This is a genomic window from Micromonospora sp. NPDC048887 (assembly GCF_040649715.1).
Classification (GTDB): Bacteria; Actinomycetota; Actinomycetes; order Mycobacteriales; family Micromonosporaceae; genus Micromonospora.
The window spans coordinates 317,974-338,750 of record NZ_JBEZGA010000005.1 but is presented as its reverse complement, the minus strand read 5'-3'; the positions used below and the strand labels follow the sequence as shown (position 1 = coordinate 338,750).

Annotated in this window: 17 protein-coding genes and 1 riboswitch; of the genes, 10 read left to right on the top strand and 7 right to left on the bottom strand. The window is 71.6% G+C overall.

The window, feature by feature from the left end; translation table 11 throughout:
* The first annotated feature begins 21 nt into the window (after positions 1–21).
* From AB0C17_RS11450 to pknB, 4 genes are read left to right on the top strand one after another with little or no spacing between them, the layout of a single operon-like run.
* The gene (locus tag AB0C17_RS11450) at positions 22–1,512 is read left to right on the top strand and encodes an FtsW/RodA/SpoVE family cell cycle protein (protein ID WP_357382284.1); all 1,491 of its coding nucleotides are present in this window, start codon (positions 22–24) and stop codon (positions 1,510–1,512) included.
* Positions 1,509–3,017 (top strand): penicillin-binding transpeptidase domain-containing protein, encoded by a 1,509-nt coding sequence (locus AB0C17_RS11445; protein ID WP_357382286.1) that lies wholly within the window; start codon positions 1,509–1,511, stop codon positions 3,015–3,017. Before AB0C17_RS11450 ends, AB0C17_RS11445 begins: the two co-directional genes overlap by 4 nt.
* Before the next feature lies 1 nt (position 3,018).
* Positions 3,019–4,398, top strand: a complete 1,380-nt coding sequence (locus AB0C17_RS11440; RefSeq protein WP_357468553.1) for a protein kinase — start codon at positions 3,019–3,021, stop codon at positions 4,396–4,398.
* On the top strand, positions 4,395–6,230 hold the full coding sequence (gene pknB / locus AB0C17_RS11435; protein ID WP_357478200.1) for a Stk1 family PASTA domain-containing Ser/Thr kinase: 1,836 nt from the start codon (positions 4,395–4,397) through the stop codon (positions 6,228–6,230). The genes AB0C17_RS11440 and pknB overlap by 4 nt, the downstream gene beginning before the upstream one ends.
* A 180-nt stretch (positions 6,231–6,410) precedes the next feature.
* Here the strand turns inward: pknB and AB0C17_RS11430 are convergent, their stop codons facing one another.
* From AB0C17_RS11430 to AB0C17_RS11415, 4 genes are read right to left on the bottom strand one after another with little or no spacing between them, the layout of a single operon-like run.
* A complete protein-coding gene (locus AB0C17_RS11430; protein ID WP_357385308.1) occupies positions 6,411–7,061 on the bottom strand; it encodes an aminodeoxychorismate/anthranilate synthase component II in 651 nt (216 codons plus the stop codon).
* A 4-nt stretch (positions 7,062–7,065) separates the two neighbouring features.
* Positions 7,066–7,317 (bottom strand): hypothetical protein, encoded by a 252-nt coding sequence (locus tag AB0C17_RS11425; RefSeq protein ID WP_357385306.1) that lies wholly within the window; start codon positions 7,315–7,317, stop codon positions 7,066–7,068.
* 3 nt (positions 7,318–7,320) lie between these two features.
* Complete coding sequence (locus AB0C17_RS11420; protein ID WP_357478197.1) at positions 7,321–8,625, bottom strand: class E sortase; 1,305 nt, start codon at positions 8,623–8,625, stop codon at positions 7,321–7,323.
* Positions 8,622–9,428, bottom strand: coding sequence for a DUF881 domain-containing protein (locus AB0C17_RS11415; protein ID WP_145824166.1), 807 nt, complete (start codon positions 9,426–9,428; stop codon positions 8,622–8,624). Before AB0C17_RS11415 ends, AB0C17_RS11420 begins: the two co-directional genes overlap by 4 nt.
* Positions 9,429–9,659: 231 nt before the next feature.
* On the opposite strand from AB0C17_RS11415, the gene AB0C17_RS11410 reads away from it, so the two are divergent.
* Positions 9,660–9,923 carry a cell division protein CrgA gene (locus AB0C17_RS11410; protein ID WP_357385302.1) on the top strand — a complete coding sequence of 88 codons (264 nt, stop codon included), beginning with the start codon at positions 9,660–9,662 and terminating at the stop codon, positions 9,921–9,923.
* A 180-nt stretch (positions 9,924–10,103) separates the two neighbouring features.
* Complete coding sequence (locus tag AB0C17_RS11405) at positions 10,104–12,302, top strand: (Fe-S)-binding protein (RefSeq protein ID WP_357478194.1); 2,199 nt, start codon at positions 10,104–10,106, stop codon at positions 12,300–12,302.
* Positions 12,303–12,369: 67 nt separating this feature from the next.
* Here AB0C17_RS11405 and AB0C17_RS11400 read toward each other — a convergent pair whose 3' ends face one another.
* On the bottom strand, positions 12,370–13,035 hold the full coding sequence (locus AB0C17_RS11400) for a GPP34 family phosphoprotein (RefSeq protein WP_357385298.1): 666 nt from the start codon (positions 13,033–13,035) through the stop codon (positions 12,370–12,372).
* 83 nt (positions 13,036–13,118) lie between these two features.
* Here AB0C17_RS11400 and AB0C17_RS11395 point away from each other — a divergent pair, with 83 nt between their 5' ends.
* The 3 genes from AB0C17_RS11395 to AB0C17_RS11385 all read left to right on the top strand — a co-directional run bounded on the left by AB0C17_RS11395 (position 13,119) and on the right by AB0C17_RS11385 (position 16,604).
* Positions 13,119–14,426 (top strand): hemolysin family protein, encoded by a 1,308-nt coding sequence (locus tag AB0C17_RS11395; protein ID WP_357385296.1) that lies wholly within the window; start codon positions 13,119–13,121, stop codon positions 14,424–14,426.
* A complete protein-coding gene (locus AB0C17_RS11390) occupies positions 14,419–15,423 on the top strand; it encodes a hemolysin family protein (RefSeq protein WP_357385294.1) in 1,005 nt (334 codons plus the stop codon). The genes AB0C17_RS11395 and AB0C17_RS11390 overlap by 8 nt, the downstream gene beginning before the upstream one ends.
* A gap of 164 nt (positions 15,424–15,587) precedes the next feature.
* A complete protein-coding gene (locus AB0C17_RS11385; RefSeq protein WP_357468541.1) occupies positions 15,588–16,604 on the top strand; it encodes an NlpC/P60 family protein in 1,017 nt (338 codons plus the stop codon).
* A gap of 70 nt (positions 16,605–16,674) precedes the next feature.
* On the opposite strand, the gene AB0C17_RS11380 is transcribed toward AB0C17_RS11385, so the two are convergent.
* Positions 16,675–18,708, bottom strand: a complete 2,034-nt coding sequence (locus tag AB0C17_RS11380; protein WP_357478191.1) for a peptidoglycan recognition family protein — start codon at positions 18,706–18,708, stop codon at positions 16,675–16,677.
* A 238-nt stretch (positions 18,709–18,946) separates the two neighbouring features.
* Positions 18,947–19,082: riboswitch (cyclic di-AMP (ydaO/yuaA leader) on the top strand.
* Positions 19,083–19,093: 11 nt separating this feature from the next.
* Here AB0C17_RS11380 and AB0C17_RS11375 point away from each other — a divergent pair.
* A complete protein-coding gene (locus AB0C17_RS11375) occupies positions 19,094–20,125 on the top strand; it encodes an NlpC/P60 family protein (RefSeq protein WP_357385288.1) in 1,032 nt (343 codons plus the stop codon).
* A 65-nt stretch (positions 20,126–20,190) separates the two neighbouring features.
* Here the strand turns inward: AB0C17_RS11375 and dcd are convergent, their stop codons facing one another.
* Positions 20,191–20,769, bottom strand: a complete 579-nt coding sequence (dcd, locus tag AB0C17_RS11370) for a dCTP deaminase (protein ID WP_354866296.1) — start codon at positions 20,767–20,769, stop codon at positions 20,191–20,193.
* Positions 20,770–20,777: the final 8 nt, after the last annotated feature.

Below are 20,777 nucleotides of genomic sequence, written 5' to 3'. Positions count from 1 at the left end.
CTCGATCCCGAGGACGTATCCGTGACCGCAGCCGCCGTACCGGCCGCCTCGCCCGCTTCGACGGGCGGGGAGTCCGGCGACCGCCTGGCCCGGTCGCGGCGTAACGCCGAACTGTCCCTGCTCCTGCTCGCCATGGTGCTCGTGGCGGCGTACGCGGCGATGGTCGAGGCGAAGGCGCTGGACACGATCACGCCCGACTTCTGGATCCCGGCCGCCGCGCTGGGGCTGGTCTTCCTCGGCCTGCACCTGGTGATCCGCTGGCTCGCGCCGTACGCCGATCCGGCGCTGCTGCCGGCGGTGGCCCTGCTCAACGGCATCGGCGTGGGCTTCCTGCGCCGGTACGACCTGGCCAAGGCCACCCCCGCGGAGCGGGAGGACCTGGCCATCTTCGCCGGCACCGGCGGCCGGCAGCTCGCCTGGACGCTGGCCGCCGTGGTGCTCGCCGCCGGGCTGCTGGCGATCCTGCGCGACCACCGTTCGCTGTCCCGGTACGCGTACACGCTGGGCCTGGCCGGCATCGTGCTGGTGATGATCCCGGCGGTGCTGCCGAGCCGGTTCTCCGAGATCAACGGCGCCAAGCTGTGGATCAAGTTCGGCGGGTTCTCCATCCAGCCCGGCGAGTTCGCCAAGCTGGCCCTGCTCACGTTCTTCGCGTACTACCTGGTGCGCAAGCGCGAGGTGCTCTCGCTCGCCAGCCGGCGGGTGCTCGGCATCGACTTCCCGCGCGGGCGTGACCTCGGCCCGGTGCTCGTGGTCTGGCTGGTCAGCCTCCTGGTCCTGATCTTCGAGAAGGACCTGGGCACGTCGCTGCTCTACTTCGGCATGTTCGTGGTGACGCTGTACATCGCCACCGAGCGGGTCAGCTGGCTGCTCATCGGCCTGATCCTGTTCTTCGGCGGCGCCTACCTGGCGTACGTGCTGGGCAGCACCGTGGGCGGTCCGTTCGCCAACTTCTACGACCGGGCACAGATCTGGCTGGACCCGTTCGCCGAGCCGTACGACAGGGGCTACCAGCTGGTGCAGGGCCTGCTGACGCTCGGCACCGGCGGCCTGTTCGGGGCCGGCCCGGGCGGGGGCCAGCCGGCGCTGCTGCCCGAGGTGCAGACGGACTTCATCTTCGCCGGCATCGGTGAGGAGATCGGCCTGTTCGGTCTCTCCGCGCTGCTGGTGATCTACCTGCTGATCGTGGAGCGGGGCCTGCGGGCCGCGCTGGCGGTGCGGGACTCGTTCGGCAAGCTGCTCGCCGGTGGTCTGGCGTTCACGCTGGGCCTCCAGGTCTTCGTGATCGTCGGCGGCATCAGCAAGCTCATCCCGCTGACCGGTCAGACCACCCCGTTCCTGTCCGCCGGTGGCTCCTCGCTGATGGCGAACTGGCTGCTCATCGCCGTGCTGCTGCGGGTGTCCGACGGTGCCCGCCGTCCGGTGACCGGTGGCGGCGGTCCGGCAGCCCGGCCGGCCGGCGGTCCGCCCGAGCAGTTGCACGGCGCCCCGACGGAGGTGATCCGGCCGTGAACGCCCCCCTGCGCCGCGTCGGCGTGGTCGTGATGGTCCTGTTCGGGTTGCTGTTCGCGAACCTGAACTGGATCCAGGCCTACAAGGCCGACGAGTACCGCAACAGCGACTACAACGGCCGGGTCCAGGTCGCCGAGTACGACCGCAAGCGCGGCAACATCGAGGTCGGCGGCACCGCGTACGCGCTCAGCAAGGAGACCGGCGGTGAGCTGAAGTACCAGCGCACCTACCCGGGCGGTGAGATGTACGCGCACGTGCTCGGCTGGAAGCCGGTGAACGGCAGCGCGAGCGGCATCGAGCGGGTGGAGAACGACTTCCTGGCCGGCACCAGCGACGCGCTCATCGCCAGCCGGATCAAGGACATGTTCACCGGGGACGAGACCGGTGGCGGCAACGTGCTGCTGACGCTCTCCAAGCGGGCCCAGGAGACGGCGTACAAGCAACTGAACGACAACCAGGTCGGCGCGAAGAAGGGCGCGGCCATCGCGATCGACCCGCGTACCGGCGCGGTGCAGGCGCTGGTGTCCATGCCGAGCTTCGACCCGAACCCGCTGGCCAGCCACAACAGCACCGAGGCGGACCGGGCGTACAACACGCTGGAGAAGGACAAGGACCGGCCGCTGGCGAACCGGGCGCTGTCCGAGACGCTGCCGCCGGGCTCCACCTTCAAGATCATCATGGCGGCGGCGGCGCTGGAGAACGGCGTCGGGCAGCAGACCCGCATCCCGGCCGGTTCCAGCTACACCGCGCCCGGCGCCGGCCAGCCGATCCGCAACGCCGCGCCGTCGATCTGCCCCGAGTCCCAGGTCACGCTGCGCGAGGCGGTCACCGAGTCCTGCAACACCGGCTTCGCCCAGCTCGGCGTCCGCCTCGGCGCGGACAAGGTCAAGGAGAAGGCCAAGCAGTTCGGCTTCGAGCAGGAGGACCTCAACGTCGGCCAGCTCGGCGAGGGCGGCCTGCCGGTGGCGGCCAGCCGCACCGGCGACATGCAGAACCCGGACGGCAGCACCGACCCGGCGGCGCTGGCGCAGTCGTCGATCGGCCAGAACAACGTGCGGATGACGCCGCTGCAGGGCGCGCTGATCGCCGCCGCGGTGGCCAACAAGGACGGCAAGCAGATGCGTCCCTACCTGGTCAAGCAGCTGCTCGGGCCGGACCGCACCACCGTCTACGACGCCGCCCAGCCGCGCGAGCTGCGCCGCCCGATCAGCGGCCAGGTCGCCGCCGACCTGCGCGACATGATGCAGAACGTGGTGAAGGAGGGCACCGGCCGCCGGGCCGCCGTCGACGGCTTCGTGGTGGGCGGCAAGACCGGTACCGCCGAGTCCGGCCCGAACACCCCGGACCACGGCTGGTTCATCGGCTTCGCGCTGGACAAGGACGGCACGCCGCTCTCCGCGGTCTGCGTCGAGCTGGAGCAGGCGGGCAGCGGCGGCAGCGCCGAGGCGGCCCGCATCGCCGGCCGGATCATGGCGGCGGCCATCGCGGACTCCGGGAGGCGCTGACGTGCTCGCCCCGGGAGTGAAGCTGGGCAACCGCTACCGTCTCGACGAGCGGATCGCCAGCGGTGGCATGGGTGACGTGTGGCGCGGCACCGACCAGGTGCTGGGCCGTACCGTCGCGGTCAAGAGCCTGCTCCCCGCGCTGCTCGACGAACCGGGCTTCGCCGAGCGGTTCCGCGGTGAGGCCCGGACCATGGCCACCATCAACCACCCCGGCGTGGTCGACGTCTACGACTTCGGCAGCGACCAGCACATCGCGTTCCTGGTGATGGAGTACGTCGAGGGCGACGCGCTCTCCGCCACGCTCAGCCGGGTCGGCCGGCTGACCCCGGCCCGCACGATGGCCCTGCTGGCGCAGGCCGCCGACGCGTTGCACGCGGCGCACGAGAAGGGCATCGTGCACCGCGACGTGAAGCCCGGCAACCTGCTGGTCCGGCCGAACGGCACGCTCGTGCTCACCGACTTCGGCATCGCCCGCTCGGACCTGATCGGCCAGCTCACCGCCGCCGGGTCGGTGCTCGGCACCGCGTCGTACATCTCGCCGGAGCAGGCCACCGGTGCGGTCGCCACCCCCGCCTCGGACGTCTACGCGCTGGGCGTGGTCGCGTACCAGTGCCTGGCCGGCCGCCGCCCGTTCGAGGGGGACAACCCCCTCGAAATCGCCATGAAGCACGTGCGGGACGCTCCGCGTGCGCTTCCGCCCGACATCCCGCCGCAGGTGCGTGCGATCGTCGAGCGGTCCATGGCGAAGGATCCGGCCGCGCGCTGGCCCAGCGCCGCCGCGCTGGCGAGCATCGCCCGGCAGGCCAAGCTCGCGCTCTCCCAGGCGGCTCGTGCCGGGCACCCGATCTCCGGCGTGCCCGCCTCACCGGCCGCGCCGGTCGCGCGGGCGCAGGTGCCGGCCGCCGTGCCGCGCCCGCAGCCGGCCCCCGCCCCGCGCCCGCAACCCCGGCCGCCCGTGTCCCCGGCCCGCCCGCCGGTCACGCCGCACCCCGCGGTGGTCGCGCACCCCGTCCCGCAGCCCCGCCCGCCGGTGGCGCCGCGCGGCGCGGCCCCCGTCCCGCAGCCCCGCCCCATGCCCCAGCACAACCCCATGGGGTACGCGCGACCGCCCGCCCCCGCACCGCCCCGGCGCTCCCGGTCCGGGCTGTGGACGACGGCGATCGTGGTGGCCGTACTGGTCATCCTCTGTTCGGGCGTGATTTCGTTCCTGTACCGGAAATACGGTGCTACCGCATCCGCTCCGGCGAGTGTGAGCGTGACCTCCGGCGCGGTGCGGCCGTACGGAGGCGACTATCCGGTCCGCACGTCGTACCGTCGTGAGGTACGCCTCCTGCCGGCCGACGGCGGTACGACGACGAGCGAAGGACGAGAGACGCGATGACAGCGCAGGCCCGCCTGCTCGGTGGCAGGTACCAGGTCGGCGAGCTGCTGGGCTACGGCGGCATGGCGGAGGTGCACCGCGGCCGTGACCTCCGGCTCGGGCGGGATGTCGCGATCAAGATGCTCCGTACCGACCTGGCCCGGGATGCCACCTTCCAGATGCGGTTCCGCCGTGAGGCGCAGAACGCCGCCTCGCTCAACCACCCGGCCATCGTCGCCGTCTACGACACCGGCGAGGAGACCGCCCCCACGGGCGAGACCCTGCCGTTCATCGTGATGGAGTTCGTCAACGGCCGGACCCTCAAGGAGGTTCTCGGCGTCGAGGGGCGGCTCCAGCCGCGCCGGGCGCTGGAGATCTGCGCCGACATGTGCGCGGCGCTGGAGTTCAGCCACCGGCACGGGATCATCCACCGGGACATCAAGCCCGGAAACGTGATGCTCACCCAGACCGGCCAGGTCAAGGTGATGGACTTCGGCATCGCCCGGGCGCTCGCCAGCGGCGCCACCACGATGACGCAGACCAGCGCGGTCATCGGCACCGCGCAATACCTGTCTCCCGAGCAGGCGCGCGGCGAGGCGGTCGACGCCCGCTCCGACGTCTACGCGGCCGGCTGCGTGCTGTTCGAGCTGCTCTGCGGCCACCCGCCGTTCGTCGGGGACAGTCCGGTCAGCGTCGCCTACCAGCACGTACGGGAACAGCCGCCGACGCCGAGCACGATCAACCCGGACGTCAACCCCGCTGTCGACGCGATCGTGCTCAAGGCGCTGTCGAAGAACCCGCTCAACCGCTACCAGAGCGCCGGCGAGATGCGGGCGGACCTGCTCCGCGCCGCCGCCGGGCGTCCGGTGCTCGCCACCCCGGTGATGCCGGCCGACGAGACCATGGCGATGGGTGCCGCCGCGGGCGGCGGCTACCAGCAGGCGCAGCAGACCCAGATGATGGGCCCGCAGACCCGCCAGCAGCCGGTGGCGCGGGTCGGCGACCCGGGCAAGCGCAAGACCTCGTCCTGGGTCATCGCCGCGTTCGCCACGCTCGGTGTGCTCGCGGTGATCGCGCTCGGCACCGCGCTCTGGCTCAACCAGGCCGGCAACGAGAAGGTGTCGGTGCCGCAGTTGGTGGACCGCACGCAGGCCGACGCGCAGGCCGCGCTCAGCCAGGCCGGGCTGCGTTTCGCCCCCGGGGACCCGGTCAAGAACGCCGAGTGCAAGAAGGGCACCGTGGTCGAGCAGAACCCGCCGTTCGGCCAGCGGGTGGAGAAGAACAGCGAGGTCACGGTCCAGATCTGCGCCGGTCCGGACGACGTCACCATCCCGCAGGCCCTCAAGGGTGGCACCTTCACCAGCGTGAAGGCGACCCTGGAAGGCCTGGGGCTCACCGTGGTCCGCAAGGACGTCACCGACAGCGCCCCGAAGGAACAGGTGGTCAACGTGTCGCCCGACGAGGGCAGCACGGTGGCCCCGAACACCAAGGTGACGCTCGAGGTCTCCAAGGGCAACGTCGCCGAGGTGCCGGACGTCCGCGGCTTCACCGAGGACCAGGCGAGGAAGCAGCTTGAGAACGCCGGCTACCGGGTCAAGGTGGTCGACGGCGAAGAGGTCGAACCGGCCCAGGTGGGCAAGGTCAGCGGTCAGTCCCCGTCGCCCAATAGGAAGCTGGCCAAGGGCGAGACGGTGACCATCGAGGTCGACGTGCCGCGCGAGGAGGAGCCCACGAGCCCGACGCCGAGCGTCACCCCCAGCACGTCCCCGAGCACGCCGGGCAACGGCGGCGGCAACGGCGGCGGCAGTGGCTTCCCGTTCCCGACCATCGCGCCGACACGTACCGACCGCTGACCTTCACCTGACCGACCGACGCGGCGGCGTCCCCGATCCCGGGGCCGCCGCCACGCTCGCATCTCCGCCTTGCTTCTCCCGTTGACCATGAACTTAGCGGCACTGAGCGTCCGATTTATCCCCGCCAACTTCATGATCGACGGAGAGGGAGGCGGATGGGGGGCGGGCGGGAAGCGGCCGTCAGGCTGGGGAGAAGGCCGCCTGGCGGCGGGCGTCCACCTCGGCGGCCAGCTCCGGGGCGCGCTCCAGCGCCGCCGGGAAGCCGCAGGCGGCCAGCCAGTTCGCCAGCATCAGGTGACCGCCCTCGGTCAGCACCGACTCCGGGTGGAACTGCACACCCTCGATCGGCAGCGAGCGGTGCCGCATCGCCATCACCACGCCGGAGGCGGTCCGGCCGGTGACCTCCAGCTCGTCGGGGAGCGTCTCGGGCAGTACGGCAAGCGAGTGGTAGCGGGTGGCGGTGAACGGGTCGGGCAGGCCGGCGAGCACGCCCACGCCGTCGTGGCGTACCTCAGAGGTCTTGCCGTGCAGCAGTTCCGGCGCGCGGGCGACGGTCGCGCCGAACGCCTCGCCGATCGCCTGGTGGCCGAGGCAGACGCCGAAGATCGGGAGCTTGCCGGCGTACTCGCGGATCACGTCCAGGCAGATGCCGGCCCGATCCGGGCTGCCCGGACCGGGTGACAGCAGGACGCCGGCGGCACCGGCGCGGCCCACCTCGGCGACGTCGATCTCGTCGTTGCGCCGCACGTCGCATTCGGCCCCGAGCTGGCCGAGGTACTGCACGAGGTTGAAGACGAACGAGTCGTAGTTGTCGATCACCAGAACGCGCATCGGGTCACCTGTTCGGGGTGGAGGGTGGGGCGTTGTTCGTCTCGGTGCTGTACGGCAGCTCCTCGCCGGGCGGCCCGCCGTCGCCCGGCACGCCGGAGTCCTGGGTGACCTGCACGTCGTCGAAGGGCAGCAGCGGCTCGGCCCACGGGAAGACCACGAACCAGAGCAGCGCGACGGTGGCGGTGGCGAGCAGCAGCGAGCCGATCAGCTTTCCGGGCAGCCCGAACGGCAGTTTGCGCCAGATCCACGCGTACACGGATCACGCCTCCAACTCGGCCGGGCGGCCCGCCGACTTCGCCTGCGCGTGGTCCAGCCGGGCATGGATGATCAGCCGCTGGTAGTTGTCGAACTTCGGGTTGCAGGTGGTCAGCGTGAGCAGCTTCTCGGTGGCCTTCTGGTCCGGCTTGCCCGGCACCGGCGCGACCACCTCCACCTGGGACGGCTTGACGATCCGCTGCTCGTAGACGCGGTAGACGAGCCAGTCGGACCTGGTCTCGACCACTATGGCGTCGCCGGTCGTCAGCTCGTCCAGCCGCCAGAACGTGGAGCGGATGCGGTGACCGGCGACGGAGAAGTTGCCGACCCCGCCGGGCAGGGCGCTGTCCGGGTAGTGGCCCGGGGCGTACCGGATGTCCTCCGGGTCGACCCCCTCGACCACTACCCAGTGCTTGTCGAACTTGGGGATGTAGAGGCCGGCGACCGGCTGTCCCTTGGCCGGTGGCTTCGGCGTGGCGGCCGGGCGGCTGGTCGGGCCGACAGTCGGGTCCGCGGGAGTGTCCCACTGCTGGGCGAGCTGGCTGCTCAGGTCGTTCTGGTGAGCCTCGACGAGGACCGACTTGCCCCAGATCTCGTACCCGACGAAGAGGAGCACCACGAGGCCGAAGGTGATAAGCAGCTCGCCGGTGCCGCGCACGACGGTGCGCACCCGGGAGCCGACTGTGGGACGGGTCAGCTCGGAGTGGACGCTGCGGTAGCCGTCGCCGGTCTGCTCCGGCCGCAGTCGCACCACCCGCTCGCCGCGGCGGGGACGGGGCGGCTCGGCCGGCGGGCCGTCGTCATCGGCGTCCGGCGCCGGGGGCACCGCGCCCATCAGCCCGGTCGCGTCCAGGCGGGGATCGGCGGGCGGGCGGGGAACGGCGGGCAGCACCGTTGTCGCTCCGGGGTCGACCGGCGGATTGCGGTCCGCGCCGGTCGGCCCGCCGAAACGGGGTACGCCGGGCGGCCGGGGCGTACCCCCGGAAGGCTCGCGCGCCGGTGGGCGGCGCCGGGGGTCGGCCTCCGGGTGGGAGGCGCCGATCGGCTGATGTGCCCGGCTGCCCGGCCACGGCGGCGGCGGGCCGGGCGGCGGAGTGGCCCGGGGCGGTGCGGGCGGTGGGCGGTGCGGCCGGGCGGCCGGGCCGCGCCGGACCGGGGCGGTGTGTGCGGGGCCGGCCTCGGGCCAGGGCAGGTCGAGCGGCCGTGGCGACGCCGGGGCGGGTGCCGGACGCTCGACCCGAGGAAGGAACGCGGTGGGTTCCTCCTCGCGGTCGTGACCGGCACGTGCCCGCGGGTCGCCGCCGGTCACCGGGGCACCGTCGCCGACTGCAACGCGGTGGAGTCCTCGAAGGCGGGCACGGTGACCGTGGAGACGCGTTCGACGTACCCGAGTTGGTAGTGGTCGGCCACTTCCTTGAACACCCGCACTCCCTCAGAGGCGGCGAGCGCCCGCTGGAGTTCCGCGGGATCGCCGATTGCCACGATCTTGAAAGGAGGGGAGTAAACCCGGCCGTGCAGCAGCAGGGTGTTACCGACGCAGCGTACCGCGCTGGTGCTCAGCACGCGGACGTTCATGATTGACATGGCTTCCGCGCCGCCGGCCCAGAGCGCGTTGACCACGGCCTGGACGTCGCCCTGGTGCACCACCAGGTCGTCGTTGCTGGCGCCCTTCGGCAGCGGCTGGTCGGGCCGGCGGTCGGCGTCGTTCAGCTCGACTGTCACGCCGCTGCCGGTGAGCGCGGTGAATCCGGCCGCCTGCCGGCTGGCGGCGGCCCGGTCCCGCTCGGTCTTGATCGGCCCGTCGGCGCCGGCGAGCGCTTCGGTCTGCTCCTCCACCTCGGCGCGGAGCCGGGCGGCCTTGGCCTCGCTGGCGGCGACCTCCTCGCGCCGGTCCTCGATCAGCTGGGTGAGCTGGGGCCGGCGGTCCTCACGCAGCGAGGTGCCGCCCGCGGTGGTGGCGGTCGTGGTGAACAGCAGACCGGCCGCGGCGGCGATCAGGGGTACGCCGACGGACCAGCCCGGGCGGCGCTGGCGTGCGCGCCGGGGCAGCAGGGCGGCTGCCGCGCGGCGGAGGACCTTCTGCCAGGAGGCGGCACCGGACGTGTACTCCACCGGGCGTTCCCTTTCCCGTCGTCTCGTTTCCGGCCCGCGCCGGTGCGAGCCGACCTGCTCGACCCGGAAAGTCCGCTCTTTCCGGTTACTGAGTGCACCGTCCTGGCCCCATTCATGGCCTGGACGGTCCGTCGGGACTACGCTAGCTGTCGAACATTATTGGCCATGGACCGTCGCCCTCGCGCCCGGTTGTCAGGCCGGACGAGGTCGTACCCCCCTCTGGAGAGCGTCGTGCCCAAGTCTCAGGTCCGCAAGAAGAAGGTGTACACCCCGCCGACGGACGTTCGTCCGACGGCGACGGCGTCGACGCGCAAGCCTAGCCCGATCTGGCTTCCGGTCACCGCTGTCGCGTTGATCGTGGTGGGCATCGGCTGGCTGGTCGTCTACTACCTCTCGGAGCAGGCGTATCCGGTCGCCACCTGGGGTTACTGGAACCTCGCTGTGGGGTTCGGCGCGATGGTCTCGTCGCTGATCCTGCTCTCCCGCTGGCGCTGATCGGGCGCTGCCCCGCCACGGCGTAGGTCACGCCACGCCGCCCCTGCCCGGCACTTCGGTGCCGCTGCACCTAAGGTGTGCGCAGGGCGGCGTGGCCTGGTGCGAGAAGACTCACGTTACTGCTGGGTAACCTTGCGCGTAGGCTGCACGGACAAAGCAGCAGACCGGGAGGCCAACTCGATGGGCAGCGTCCAGATCGTCACCACGATCCTCGCGGCCGCCATCACCGCCGTTGCGGTGTGGCTTGCGGTGCGCGCGGTCATGAAGATGACCGCCGTCATCCGGCTCGGCCAGCCCGCGCCGGAACGGTTCGGCGACAAGGGCGCGCGTACGAAGCAGATGCTGGTGGAGACCGCCGGTCACACCCGCATGTTGAAGTGGAGCGTGGTCGGGGCCGCCCACTGGTTCGTGATGGTCGGCTTCATCGTGCTGTCGCTGCTGGTGCTGGAGGCCTACTTCGAGGTGGTCTCGACCGGCGGCGGGCTGCCGATCATCGGGCACTGGACGATCTTCGGCCTGGTCACCGAGTGGATCGGCATCCTCGGCCTGATCGGCATCGTCGTGCTGATGGTGATCCGGCTGCGCAACCGGCCCGGCCGCGCGGAGAACCGGTCCCGGTTCACCGGCTCGACCATGTGGCAGGGCTACTTCGTCGAGTGGGTCGTCCTGCTGGTCCTGATCTTCGGGTTCGTGATCCGGGGCTTCAAGGTCGCCACCGACCACTTCGAGTACCCCGTCTGGGCCGCCCCGCTCAGCCACGCGGTCGGCTCGGTGCTCCCGAGCTGGGAGGCCGGCGTCAGCGTCGCCGCGCTCATCAAGATCTGCATCTCGATGACCTGGCTCATCGTGATCTCGCTGAACGTCACGATGGGCGTGGCCTGGCACCGCTTCCTGGCCTTCCCGAACATCTTCTTCAAGCGCGACCCGGAGAAGCCGGCCGGCTCCGGCCTGGGCCCGCTGCGCCCGATGACCAGCGAGGGCAAGCCGCTGGACTTCGAGGAGGCCGACCCGGAGAAGGACCAGTTCGGCGTCGCCCACGTCGAGCAGTTCACCTGGAAGGGCCTGCTCGACTTCAGCACCTGCACCGAGTGCGGTCGCTGCCAGTCGCAGTGCCCCGCCTGGAACACCGGCAAGCCGCTGTCGCCGAAGCTGCTGGTGCTGAGCCTGCGCGACCACGCGTACGCCAAGGCGCCGTACCTGCTGGCCGGCGGCGGCAAGGACCTGACCGGCGAGGAGAAGGCCACCCAGGAGCAGCTGGCCGCGGTGGACGTGCTCGCGATGGCCGAGGCGGACCGGCCGCTGATCGGCACCGCCGAGGAGGGTGGTGTCATCGACCCGGACGTGCTCTGGTCCTGCACCACCTGCGGCGCCTGCGTCGAGCAGTGCCCGGTCGACATCGAGCACGTGGACCACATCGTCGACATGCGCCGCTACCAGGTGCTGATCGAGTCGAGCTTCCCGTCCGAGGCCGGCGTCATGCTGCGCAACCTGGAGAACAAGGGCAACCCGTGGGGCGCCCCGCAGAACACCCGCGAGGACTGGACCAAGGGCCTCGGGTTCGAGGTGCCGCGCGTCGGTGAGGTCGACGACTTCGAATACCTGTTCTGGGTCGGCTGCGCCGGCGCGTTCGAGGACCGGGCGAAGAAGACCACCCGCGCGGTCGCCACGCTGCTCAACGAGGCGGGCGTCAAGTTCGCCATCCTGGGCGAGGGCGAGACCTGCTCCGGCGACCCGGCGCGGCGTATCGGCAACGAGTTCGTCTTCCAGATGCTCGCCCAGCAGAACGTCGAGACCCTCAACGAGGCGTTCGAGGGCCGGGAGAAGAACAAGCGCAAGATCGTCGCCACCTGCCCGCACTGCTTCAACACTCTGGGCAACGAGTACGGCCAGCTCGGCGGCGAGTTCGAGGTCGTGCACCACACCCAGCTGCTGGCCCACCTGGTCAGCGCCGGCAAGCTCACCCCGGTCCAGCCGGTCGACGGCGGCGTGACCTACCACGACCCGTGCTACCTGGGCCGCCACAACCGGATCTTCGCGGCCCCGCGCGAGGTGCTCGGCGATTCGATCCAGGGCGAGCTGACCGAGATGCCGCGTAACAGCGAGCGCTCCTTCTGCTGCGGCGCCGGCGGCGCCCGGATGTGGATGGAGGAGAAGATCGGCAAGCGGATCAACGTGGACCGGGTCGAGGAGGCCATGTCCACCGGCGCGAAGACCATCGCGGTCGGCTGCCCGTTCTGCTCGACGATGCTGAACGACGGCGTCAACGGCAAGGGCGCGGGCGAGCAGGTCGAGGTGGTCGACGTGGCGAGCGTGCTGCTGCGCTCGGTCAAGCCGGAGGCCCCGGCCGGTGAGCCGGAGGTCGCACCCTCCGCGAGCTGAGGCGTACCCCGGCAGGAGCCGGACCACGACGGCGGCGGCACCAGTGCGGTGCCGCCGCCGTCGCGTCTCAGCCGGACGAGGCGGCGGCCACCGCGGCCGTGCTGGCGACCAGCAGCGCGGCCTGCATCTCCTCGATGGCCTTCTTGGCGGCGTCCGAGGCCCAGTCGCCGGCGGCGATCTCCTCGATCCGCGCCTTGACCCGCTGCCTGGGCAGCTCACGGAAGATCTTGCGATCCAGGCCGACCGCGCGGGTCAGCGTGAGCAGCGCGGCGGTCCGGGCGTCGACCGGGCCGTCGGTGGTGAGCGCCGCCGCCATCCGCTGCCGGGCCGCCGTCTCCGCCGGCGGCTGGGCGCCGGTCGGCGAGGGATAGCGGGTACGCGGGAAGACCAGCAGCACCTTGCCGGACTCCCGGCGCAGCACCCCGGCGTCGACGAGCCCGCCGAGCACCCGGTCCGGCAGCCCCCGGGCGAGCTTGCCGATCCAGTCCTTCGGCTTGCGCGCGCGGCCGGTTCCCACGGTCGCCAGCGCCTCGTCCAGCAGCGGTACGCCGGTCGGGGCGGGATCGGTCACCACGAGCCGCTTGTCCGCCACCTCCACCCGGCCGGCCAGGGCCAGTTCCAGCAGCACCGCCCCGGCGAGGCCGTAGCCGAGGTGCGGGCTGCCGAGCCGGTTGACGCCGTCGTCGTCGTACGCGAGCAGGACCAGTTCGTCGGTGAGCAGCAGACCGTCCATGCACACCACGCTACGGGGGGGTCCACCATCGCCGTCCGCGTGCCACAATCACGCGCATCGACGGCCTTCTGCTTCTGACGCTGTTGCCACTGGTCGGTTTCGTGCTGCTGACCGCCGGCAACGCCTTCTTCGTCGCGGCCGAGTTCGCCCTGGTCACCGTCGACCGGGCGGAGATCGACAGGCGGGCCGACGAGGGCGACGGCCGGGCCGCCACGGTACGCCGCGCGCTGCGCGAGCTGTCCTTCCAGCTCTCCGGCGCGCAGCTCGGCATCACGCTCACCGCGCTGCTCACCGGCTACCTGGCCGAGCCCGCCCTGGCCCGCCTCTTCGCGCCGCTGCTGCACCCGTTCGGCGGCGCGGAACGCTTCACCGGCCTGCTCGCGCTGGCCCTGGCCACGCTCATCTCGATGCTCTTCGGCGAGCTGGTGCCGAAGAACCTCGCGCTGGCCCGCCCGATGCCCGCGGCGCTGGCCACGGCCGCGCCGATGCGGGCCTTCTCGCGCACCTTCGGCTGGCTGATCCGGCTGCTGAACGAGTCAGCGAACCGGCTGGTGCGCCGCCTCGGCGTGGAGCCGCAGGAGGAGCTGGCGAGCGCCCGTTCCCCGGAGGAGCTGGGCCTGCTCGCCGCCATCTCCGCCCGCGCGGGCGCGCTGCCGCCGGACACCGCGATGCTGCTGCGCCGGACCATCCGCTTCGGCGACAAGCGGGCTGCCGAGGCCATGACGCCCCGGGTCGACGTGACGGCGTTGCGCGCCACCGCGACGGTGGCCGAGTTGCTGGAGGCGTCCCGGCGGACCGGCCGGACCCGGTTCCCCGTCTACGAGGAGACGCTCGACCTGGTCACCGGTGTCGCGGGGGTGCCGGACGCGCTCGGCGTGCCGCTGGCCCGCCGGGCGGCCACCACTGTCGCCGCCGTGGCCCGGGAACCGGTGTACGTCCCGGAGAGCCTGAACCTGAACGGGGTGCTGGCCGCGCTCAAGGCCGCCGGGGCGGACCTGGCGATCGTGGTGGACGAGTACGGCGGCACCGACGGCGTGGTGACCGTGGAGGACCTGGTCGAGGAACTGGTCGGGGAGATCGCCGACGAGTTCGACCCGGACGCGCTGGACGGCTTCGGGCCGGTGGAGCTCACCGTGCCCGGCGGCGAGCGGACCGTCCTGGCCGACGGCGTGCTGCGCGCCGACGAGCTGGTCGAGCAGACCGGTTTCCGGCTGCCCGACGGGCCGTACGAGACGCTCGGCGGCTTCCTCATGGCGCGGCTCGGCCACATCCCGGTGCCGGGCGAGACGGTGGACGAGGCCGGGTACGAGTTCACCGTGGTGGAGGTCGACCGGCACCGGATCGAGCAGGTGCGGGTGGTACGCCCCGAGGAGCCCGACGACGGTGCCTGAGTTACTCGTCGCAGTGGGCCTGCTGCTCGGCAACGCGTTCTTCGTGGGCAGTGAGTTCGCGCTGATCGCCTCCCGCCGTACGGTGATCGAACCGCTCGCGGCGACGTCGAAGCGGGCCCGGTGGGCACTGGCCGCGATGAACCAGATCCCGCTGATGATCGCCGGGGCGCAGCTCGGCATCACCGTCTGCTCGTTGGGCCTCGGCGCGATCGCCGAACCGGCGCTGGCCCAACTGCTGGAGCCCTCGTTCGCCGCGCTGGGACTGCCCGCCTCGGCGGTGCACCCGGTGGCGTTCGTCATCGCGCTGGCGTTGGTGGTGTTCCTGCACACGGTGGTCGGCGAGATGGTGCCGAAGAACATCACGCTGGCCGGCCCGGAGCCGTCGGCGCTCTGGCTCGGCCCGGCCATGCTGGCGTTCTGCCTGGCCACCAAGCCGCTGCTGCTGGCGATGAAGTGGGCGGCGCGGCAGGTGCTGCGGTGGTGGCGGGTGGAGGCGACAGACGCCGTGAAGACCGTGTTCACCGCCGAGGAACTGGCCGGTCTGGTCTCCCAGGCGCGTACCGAGGGGTTGCTCGACGCCGAGGTGCACGCCCGGATCACCGGCGCGCTGGCCCTGCACAGCCGTACCGCCGCGGACGCGCTGCAACCCTGGTCCACGGTGACCACAGTGGCCGAGGACGTCTCACCGGCGTCGCTGGAGGTGCTGGCGACCCGTACCGGCCGGTCCCGCTTCCCGGTGGTGCAGCGGGCCACCCGCCGGGTGCTTGGGTTCGTGCACGTCAAGGACGTCCTCGGGTACGCGGGGGCGAGCCGCCGGGCGCCGGTGCCAGCCGCCGTCTACCGGCCGCTGGCGGTGGTGCCGCCGGACCGTACGCTGGCCGACCTGCTGCTCGCGATGCGCCGCGAACGCCGCCACATGGTGCTGGTCAGCGACGGGCGCCGGCCGATGGGTGTGGTCACGCTCGACGATGTATTGACGGCCATCGTCGGAAGATGAAACGAATACCCTTGGTGTGCAAACGATTGCGGAAACGTGATTGAGTAAACGGTCGCCTTGATTCCACCGGACGCCTTCCCTAATGTGAGGCACCGACCGCTGTGGGTCGTCTGCCTCGACCTTCCCTCTCGCGAGGCGCCCGGCGGTCGGTTGCAAAGGAGTCCGTGCCGGTGGCAACCACGCCCCCTCAACGTCACGCCCCGAGCGCGCCACCCGGCCGGCGGGCCGGGTTCCGACGGGTGGTTCACCGTCTGGTCACCCTGGTCGCGGCCGCCGCGGTCGGCGCCGGAATGCTGACGGCGCCGGCGCACGCGGCGCCGTCGGTGGACGAGATCGACGCGCAGATCGACAAGCAGTGGCAGCAGCTCGAACCCACCATCGAGCAGTTCAACAAGGTCCGCTCGCAGCTGCGCGCCAACCAGAAGAAGTCCAAGGCGCTGAAGGACAAGATGGTGCCGCTGGAGCTGGCCTCCACGCTCGCCATGAACAAGGTCGGCGACATCGCGGCCCGCTACTACATCCAGGGCCCGTCGCAGGAGCTGGGCGCGTTGCTGGTGAACTCCAAGCCGGGCGCGCTGGCCGAGCAGCTGGTCATGCTGGACCGGATCGCCGAGGACCAGCGCCGCCAGATCGCCGGTGTGCTCAAGGTGCGTGACGAGTACAACAAGCAGAAGGAGAAGCTCGACGCGCTGATCGCGCTGGAGATCAAGCAGCAGAACGATCTCGCGGCGAAGAAGAAGCAGATCGACGCGGAGATCAAGCGGCTGACCGCCATGCTGCCGGTCACCTCGATCCGCCCGGCGGGCTGCCCCGCCGTCGACGGTGTGGTGAGCAGCGCCGCGCGGACCGCGATCAAGACGGCGTGCGCCCAGGTCGGCGACCCGTACGTGTGGGGTGCCACCGGCCCTAACTCGTTCGACTGCTCCGGCCTGACCCAGTACGCGTACAAGGCGGCGGGCATCTCGCTCACCCACTTCACCGGCGCGCAGTGGAACGAGGGCCGCAAGGTGTCCCGCTCCGAGGCGAGACCGGGTGACCTGGTGTTCTTCGGCTCCGATCTGCACCACGTCGGGCTCTACCTCGGCAACGGCGTGATGGTGCACGCGCCACGTACCGGTAAACCGGTCCAGGTGTCGAGCATCAGCACGATGCCGATCGCCGGCTTCGTCCGGGTCGCCTGACCGTACCCCGTACCACCGAGAGGCCCCCGGTCCGTCACGGACCGGGGGCCTCTCGCCGTGCGGTGACAGGTCAGCGCGGCGCACCGACCGGGGACGGCAGGATCAGCACGTCGTCCAGGTTCACGAACATGATCCGGTGGCCGAACTGGACCTGCACGTAGCGGTTCTCGCCGCGTACCACGGTCCGGTCACCCGGGGCCGAACCGTCGAACGAGACGGCCCGGTAGTACTCGCCGGGCAGCACCCCGCCGACCGCGTACCGCTGGCCGGCGGCGAACGTGTACTGAAGCGGCGAGATGGTCTGGTACGGGATGGTGTCCGGGTAGGCGGCCTGCTCCGGGTAGGCCCGCCCGTACACCGGGATGGTGGCCTTGCCGGGCCGCGGGGTCACCACGAAGCCGGTGGCCCACTTCGCGGTCGGCGCGGAGGCCGGGTTGAGGAACCACGCCTTCTGGCCGAGATACCAGATCGCCGTCCAGTCACCCTGCCGGCCGGCGAGCGCGTACGTCTGACCGGCCGAGGCGCGGGCGCCGTGGTCGGAGATGTACATCGTGTCCGGCGTGCCGTCCGGGCGCAGCCCGAGGTCGTTGACGAGCGGGGCGTCCAGGCTCGGCGCGGTCCGCAGGATCACCGCCGAGGAGCCGCGCGACGGGCACGGCTCGGCCGGCGGCCTGGGCGTCGGGACGCCCGGCGGCTGCTGGTTGCAGCCGGTGAACGCCGGCCGGTTGGTGGCGAAGTCCGGGTCGATGGTGACCAGGCCGGTCCGCGCGGTGCCGGTGGTGCGGAACGGCGCCTTCATCAGGTCGAAGTAGTGCGACCAGTCCCAGTACGGTCCCGGGTCCCAGTGCATGCCGCCCACCGCGCCGGCGTTGATGCCGGGCACGTTGTCGTGGCCGATGATGTGCTGCCGGTCCATCGGGATGCCGAGCTTCAGCGCCAGGTGGCGCACCAGCTTGGCGGAGGTGCGGTACATCGCCTCGGTGTACCAGGTGCCCTGACCGGCGAAGCCCTCGTGCTCCAGGCCGATGGACTTCGCGTTGACGTACCAGTTGCCGGCGTGCCAGCCGACGTCCTTGGTCTTGATGTGCTGGGCGATGTAGCCGTCCACCGAGCGCAGCGTGTAGTGCCAGCCCAGGTAGTCGGCCCGCTTCACCAGGTCGACGCTCGGGCCGAAGTAGCCCTCGGTGTCGTGGATGACGATGTACTCGATCTTCTGCTGCTTCGGCCGGTCGCCAAGATCGTGGTTGCCGTAGTCACCCGGGTCGTCGCTGAGCTGCTCGTACGGCGCGGGGATCCACTCACAGGCCAGCCGCACCGGGCACTCCAGCCCGTCCGGCCGCTCGGCGTTACGCAAACCGAGCCGGGCCAGCCGGGAGCGGTCCGGCGTCGCGGCGGTGGCGGCGAGCGTGACCCGCTGGCCGTCGTCGGTGGTCCGGCTGGCGCCCTGGCCGAGCTGGTCGTACACCTCGTCGGCGAAGGCCGCCGCGCCGTCGGTGGTGTCCGCGCCGGAGTACCGGGCCACCGCGCCGTACCAGGCCGCCGGGTCGGTGCCGGCGCCGACCGGCCCGCCCAGAGCCTTCTGGTACGACGCCAGCAGCGCCGCGCCACCGCGGATGTTCGCGGCCGGGTCGGTCCGCAGCGTCCCGGCGTCGAGCCCGGTGAGCGCGGCGGCGGCGTCGAGTGTCTGGAGCGAGGCGGGCGGCAGCGGGGCCTCCCGCTCCGGCGTGGCGGCCGTGGCCGGGTCGAGCTTCAGCGGACGGGAGTCGTCGCCGCGCGGGTCCTCGTCCTCGTCCACGTGGGCGCTGCCCGGCATGGCCAGGATGTGCGCGGCGTCGGTCAGGTGCATCGGGCCGTAGCCGCCGCTGGTGCTCGGCTGCCCGGTGTGGGTGTCCCAGCGGGACTCCAGGTAGGAGACACCGAGCAGCACGTTCTGCGGGACGCCGTACTCGGCGGCCGCGGCGGCGTATTGTTGTTGCCTGTCGCTCGCGGGCGGGGACGTGTCCGGCGCGGCGGTCACCGGGCCGGTCGTCGCCAGCGCGGTGGCGGTGGCCACGGCGGCGGCGAGCAGTATCCGTCTGCCCGACGGCGGGGCGGAGAGGTGCATCGAACCTCCTGGACAGGGATGGGGGTCACTGCGTCTCCACCCTCACTCCGCACACCCGTGATGGTCAATACCTTTCCAGTAAGTAATCAGCCGTGAAAGAAAATTTCACCTCCGTCAGTGGTTCGCCGCCGGATCGCGTACGGAGTGTCACGTCGCTGGAAGTTGCGGATCGATAACGGTGGTCCCTACTCTGGTGAATCGTCGGCCGTACGTCTCACCGTCCAACCCGGTCGGTGACGGACCGGCACCGCCGAGTCGCCAGTGGGCGAGCCGGGGAACCAGGTACCTGGGGTGAATCCGCAGCGATGCGGTAGGGCGGCTCCCTTCCCGCCCGAATCCGTCAGCTAACCCGGTAGGCGGAACTGAAGAAGGAGTACGGACGCCGGTGGCACTCCATGCCCCGCGGCCGTCGTCGAGCCGGTCTGTCGACCGGTCCACGGCTGTGCCGCGTACCCGCTGGTCCCGCTTCACCACCGCCCTCGCCGCCCTGGTCGGCACCGCTGTCGTCCTGACCGGTGGCGCCACCGCGGCACACGCCGAACCCTCGGTCGCCGAGATCGAGGCCCAGATCGACCGCGACTGGAACAAGCTCGAACCGGTCATCGAACAGGTCAACGCCGTACGCGAACAGCTCGCCGCGCGGCGCGAGCAGGCCGACGCGCTCGGCCGGCAGATCGCACCCCTCCAGGCCCGGGTGGACGCCGCGCTCGGCCAGGTCGGCGGGCTCGCCGCCGACGCCTACAAGGGCGACAACCTCTCCACCGTCAACGCGCTGCTGGGCAGCCGCTCGCCGGGTGACCTGGTCAACGGCCTGGAACTGCTCGACCGCTTCGCGCACCGCCAGCACGAGCAGGTGCGCTCCGTCGCCGCGCTGCGCGACGAACTGGCGGCGAAGAAGAAGCCGCTGGACGAGATGATCGCCGGGCTGGCGCGCACCGAGGCCCAGCTCGCGGCGAAGAAGAAGCAGATCGACGCCGAGATCGCCCGGCTGCAGAAGCTGCGGCTCAAGGTGTACGGCAAGGGCGGCGGCGGCCCGCTGCGCCCGGCGCCCTGCCCGGCCGGCTACCCCGGTGGCGCGGCCGGTGCGGCGGTCAAGTTCGCCTGCGCCCAGATCGGCAAGATCTACGTCTGGGGCGCGGCCGGGCCGGACCACTTCGACTGCTCGGGCCTGACCCTGGCGGCGTGGGCCAAGGGCGGCGTGTCGCTGCCGCACAACGCACGCCAGCAGCACGGCGTGACGAAGCGGGTCAGCCGTGCCGAGCTGCGTGCCGGTGATCTCGTCTTCTACTACGGCGACCTGCACCACGTGGCGATGTACGTGGGCGACGGCTGGGTGGTGCACGCCTCCCAGTCGGGCAAGCCCATCACGATGAAGCGGGTCGACGACGGCGACATCAACAGCTACGGCCGGGTGTAAGGAAGGGCCCCCTCTTAACGCCTCCGGTAGAGGAGGGGGCCCTTCTTAACAACTGCGGGCGTCCGTCAGCGCGTCGGCCAGGTGCGCCAGCTCTGCCAGGACCGGCTCGGCGTCGGGCCGCGCTGCCCCTGGTAACGCGAGCCGTAGACGGCCGAGCCGTACGGGTGCTCGGCCGGCGAGGAGAGCCGGAAGATGCAGAGCTGGCCGATCTTCATGCCCGGCCAGAGCGTGATCGGCAGGTTCGCCACGTTCGACAGCTCCAGCGTGACGTGGCCGGAGAAGCCCGGGTCGATGAATCCGGCCGTCGAGTGGGTCAGCAGCCCCAGCCGCCCCAGGCTCGACTTGCCCTCCAGCCTCCCGGCGAGCTGGTCGCCCAGCGAGATCACCTCAAGCGTGGAGGCGAGCACGAACTCGCCCGGGTGCAGCACGAACGGCTGTCCCTCCGGCACCTCGACCATCGAGGTCAGGTCGTCCTGCTGCTTCGACGGGTCGATGTGTGTGTAGAGATGGTTGTTGAAGACCCGGAACAGCCGGTCCAGGCGTACGTCGATGCTCGACGGCTGCACCAGCGTCGGCTCGAAGGGCTCCAGCGCGAGCGTGCCGGCCTTGATCTCGGAGACCAGGTCGCGGTCGGAGAGCAGCATCCGAACAC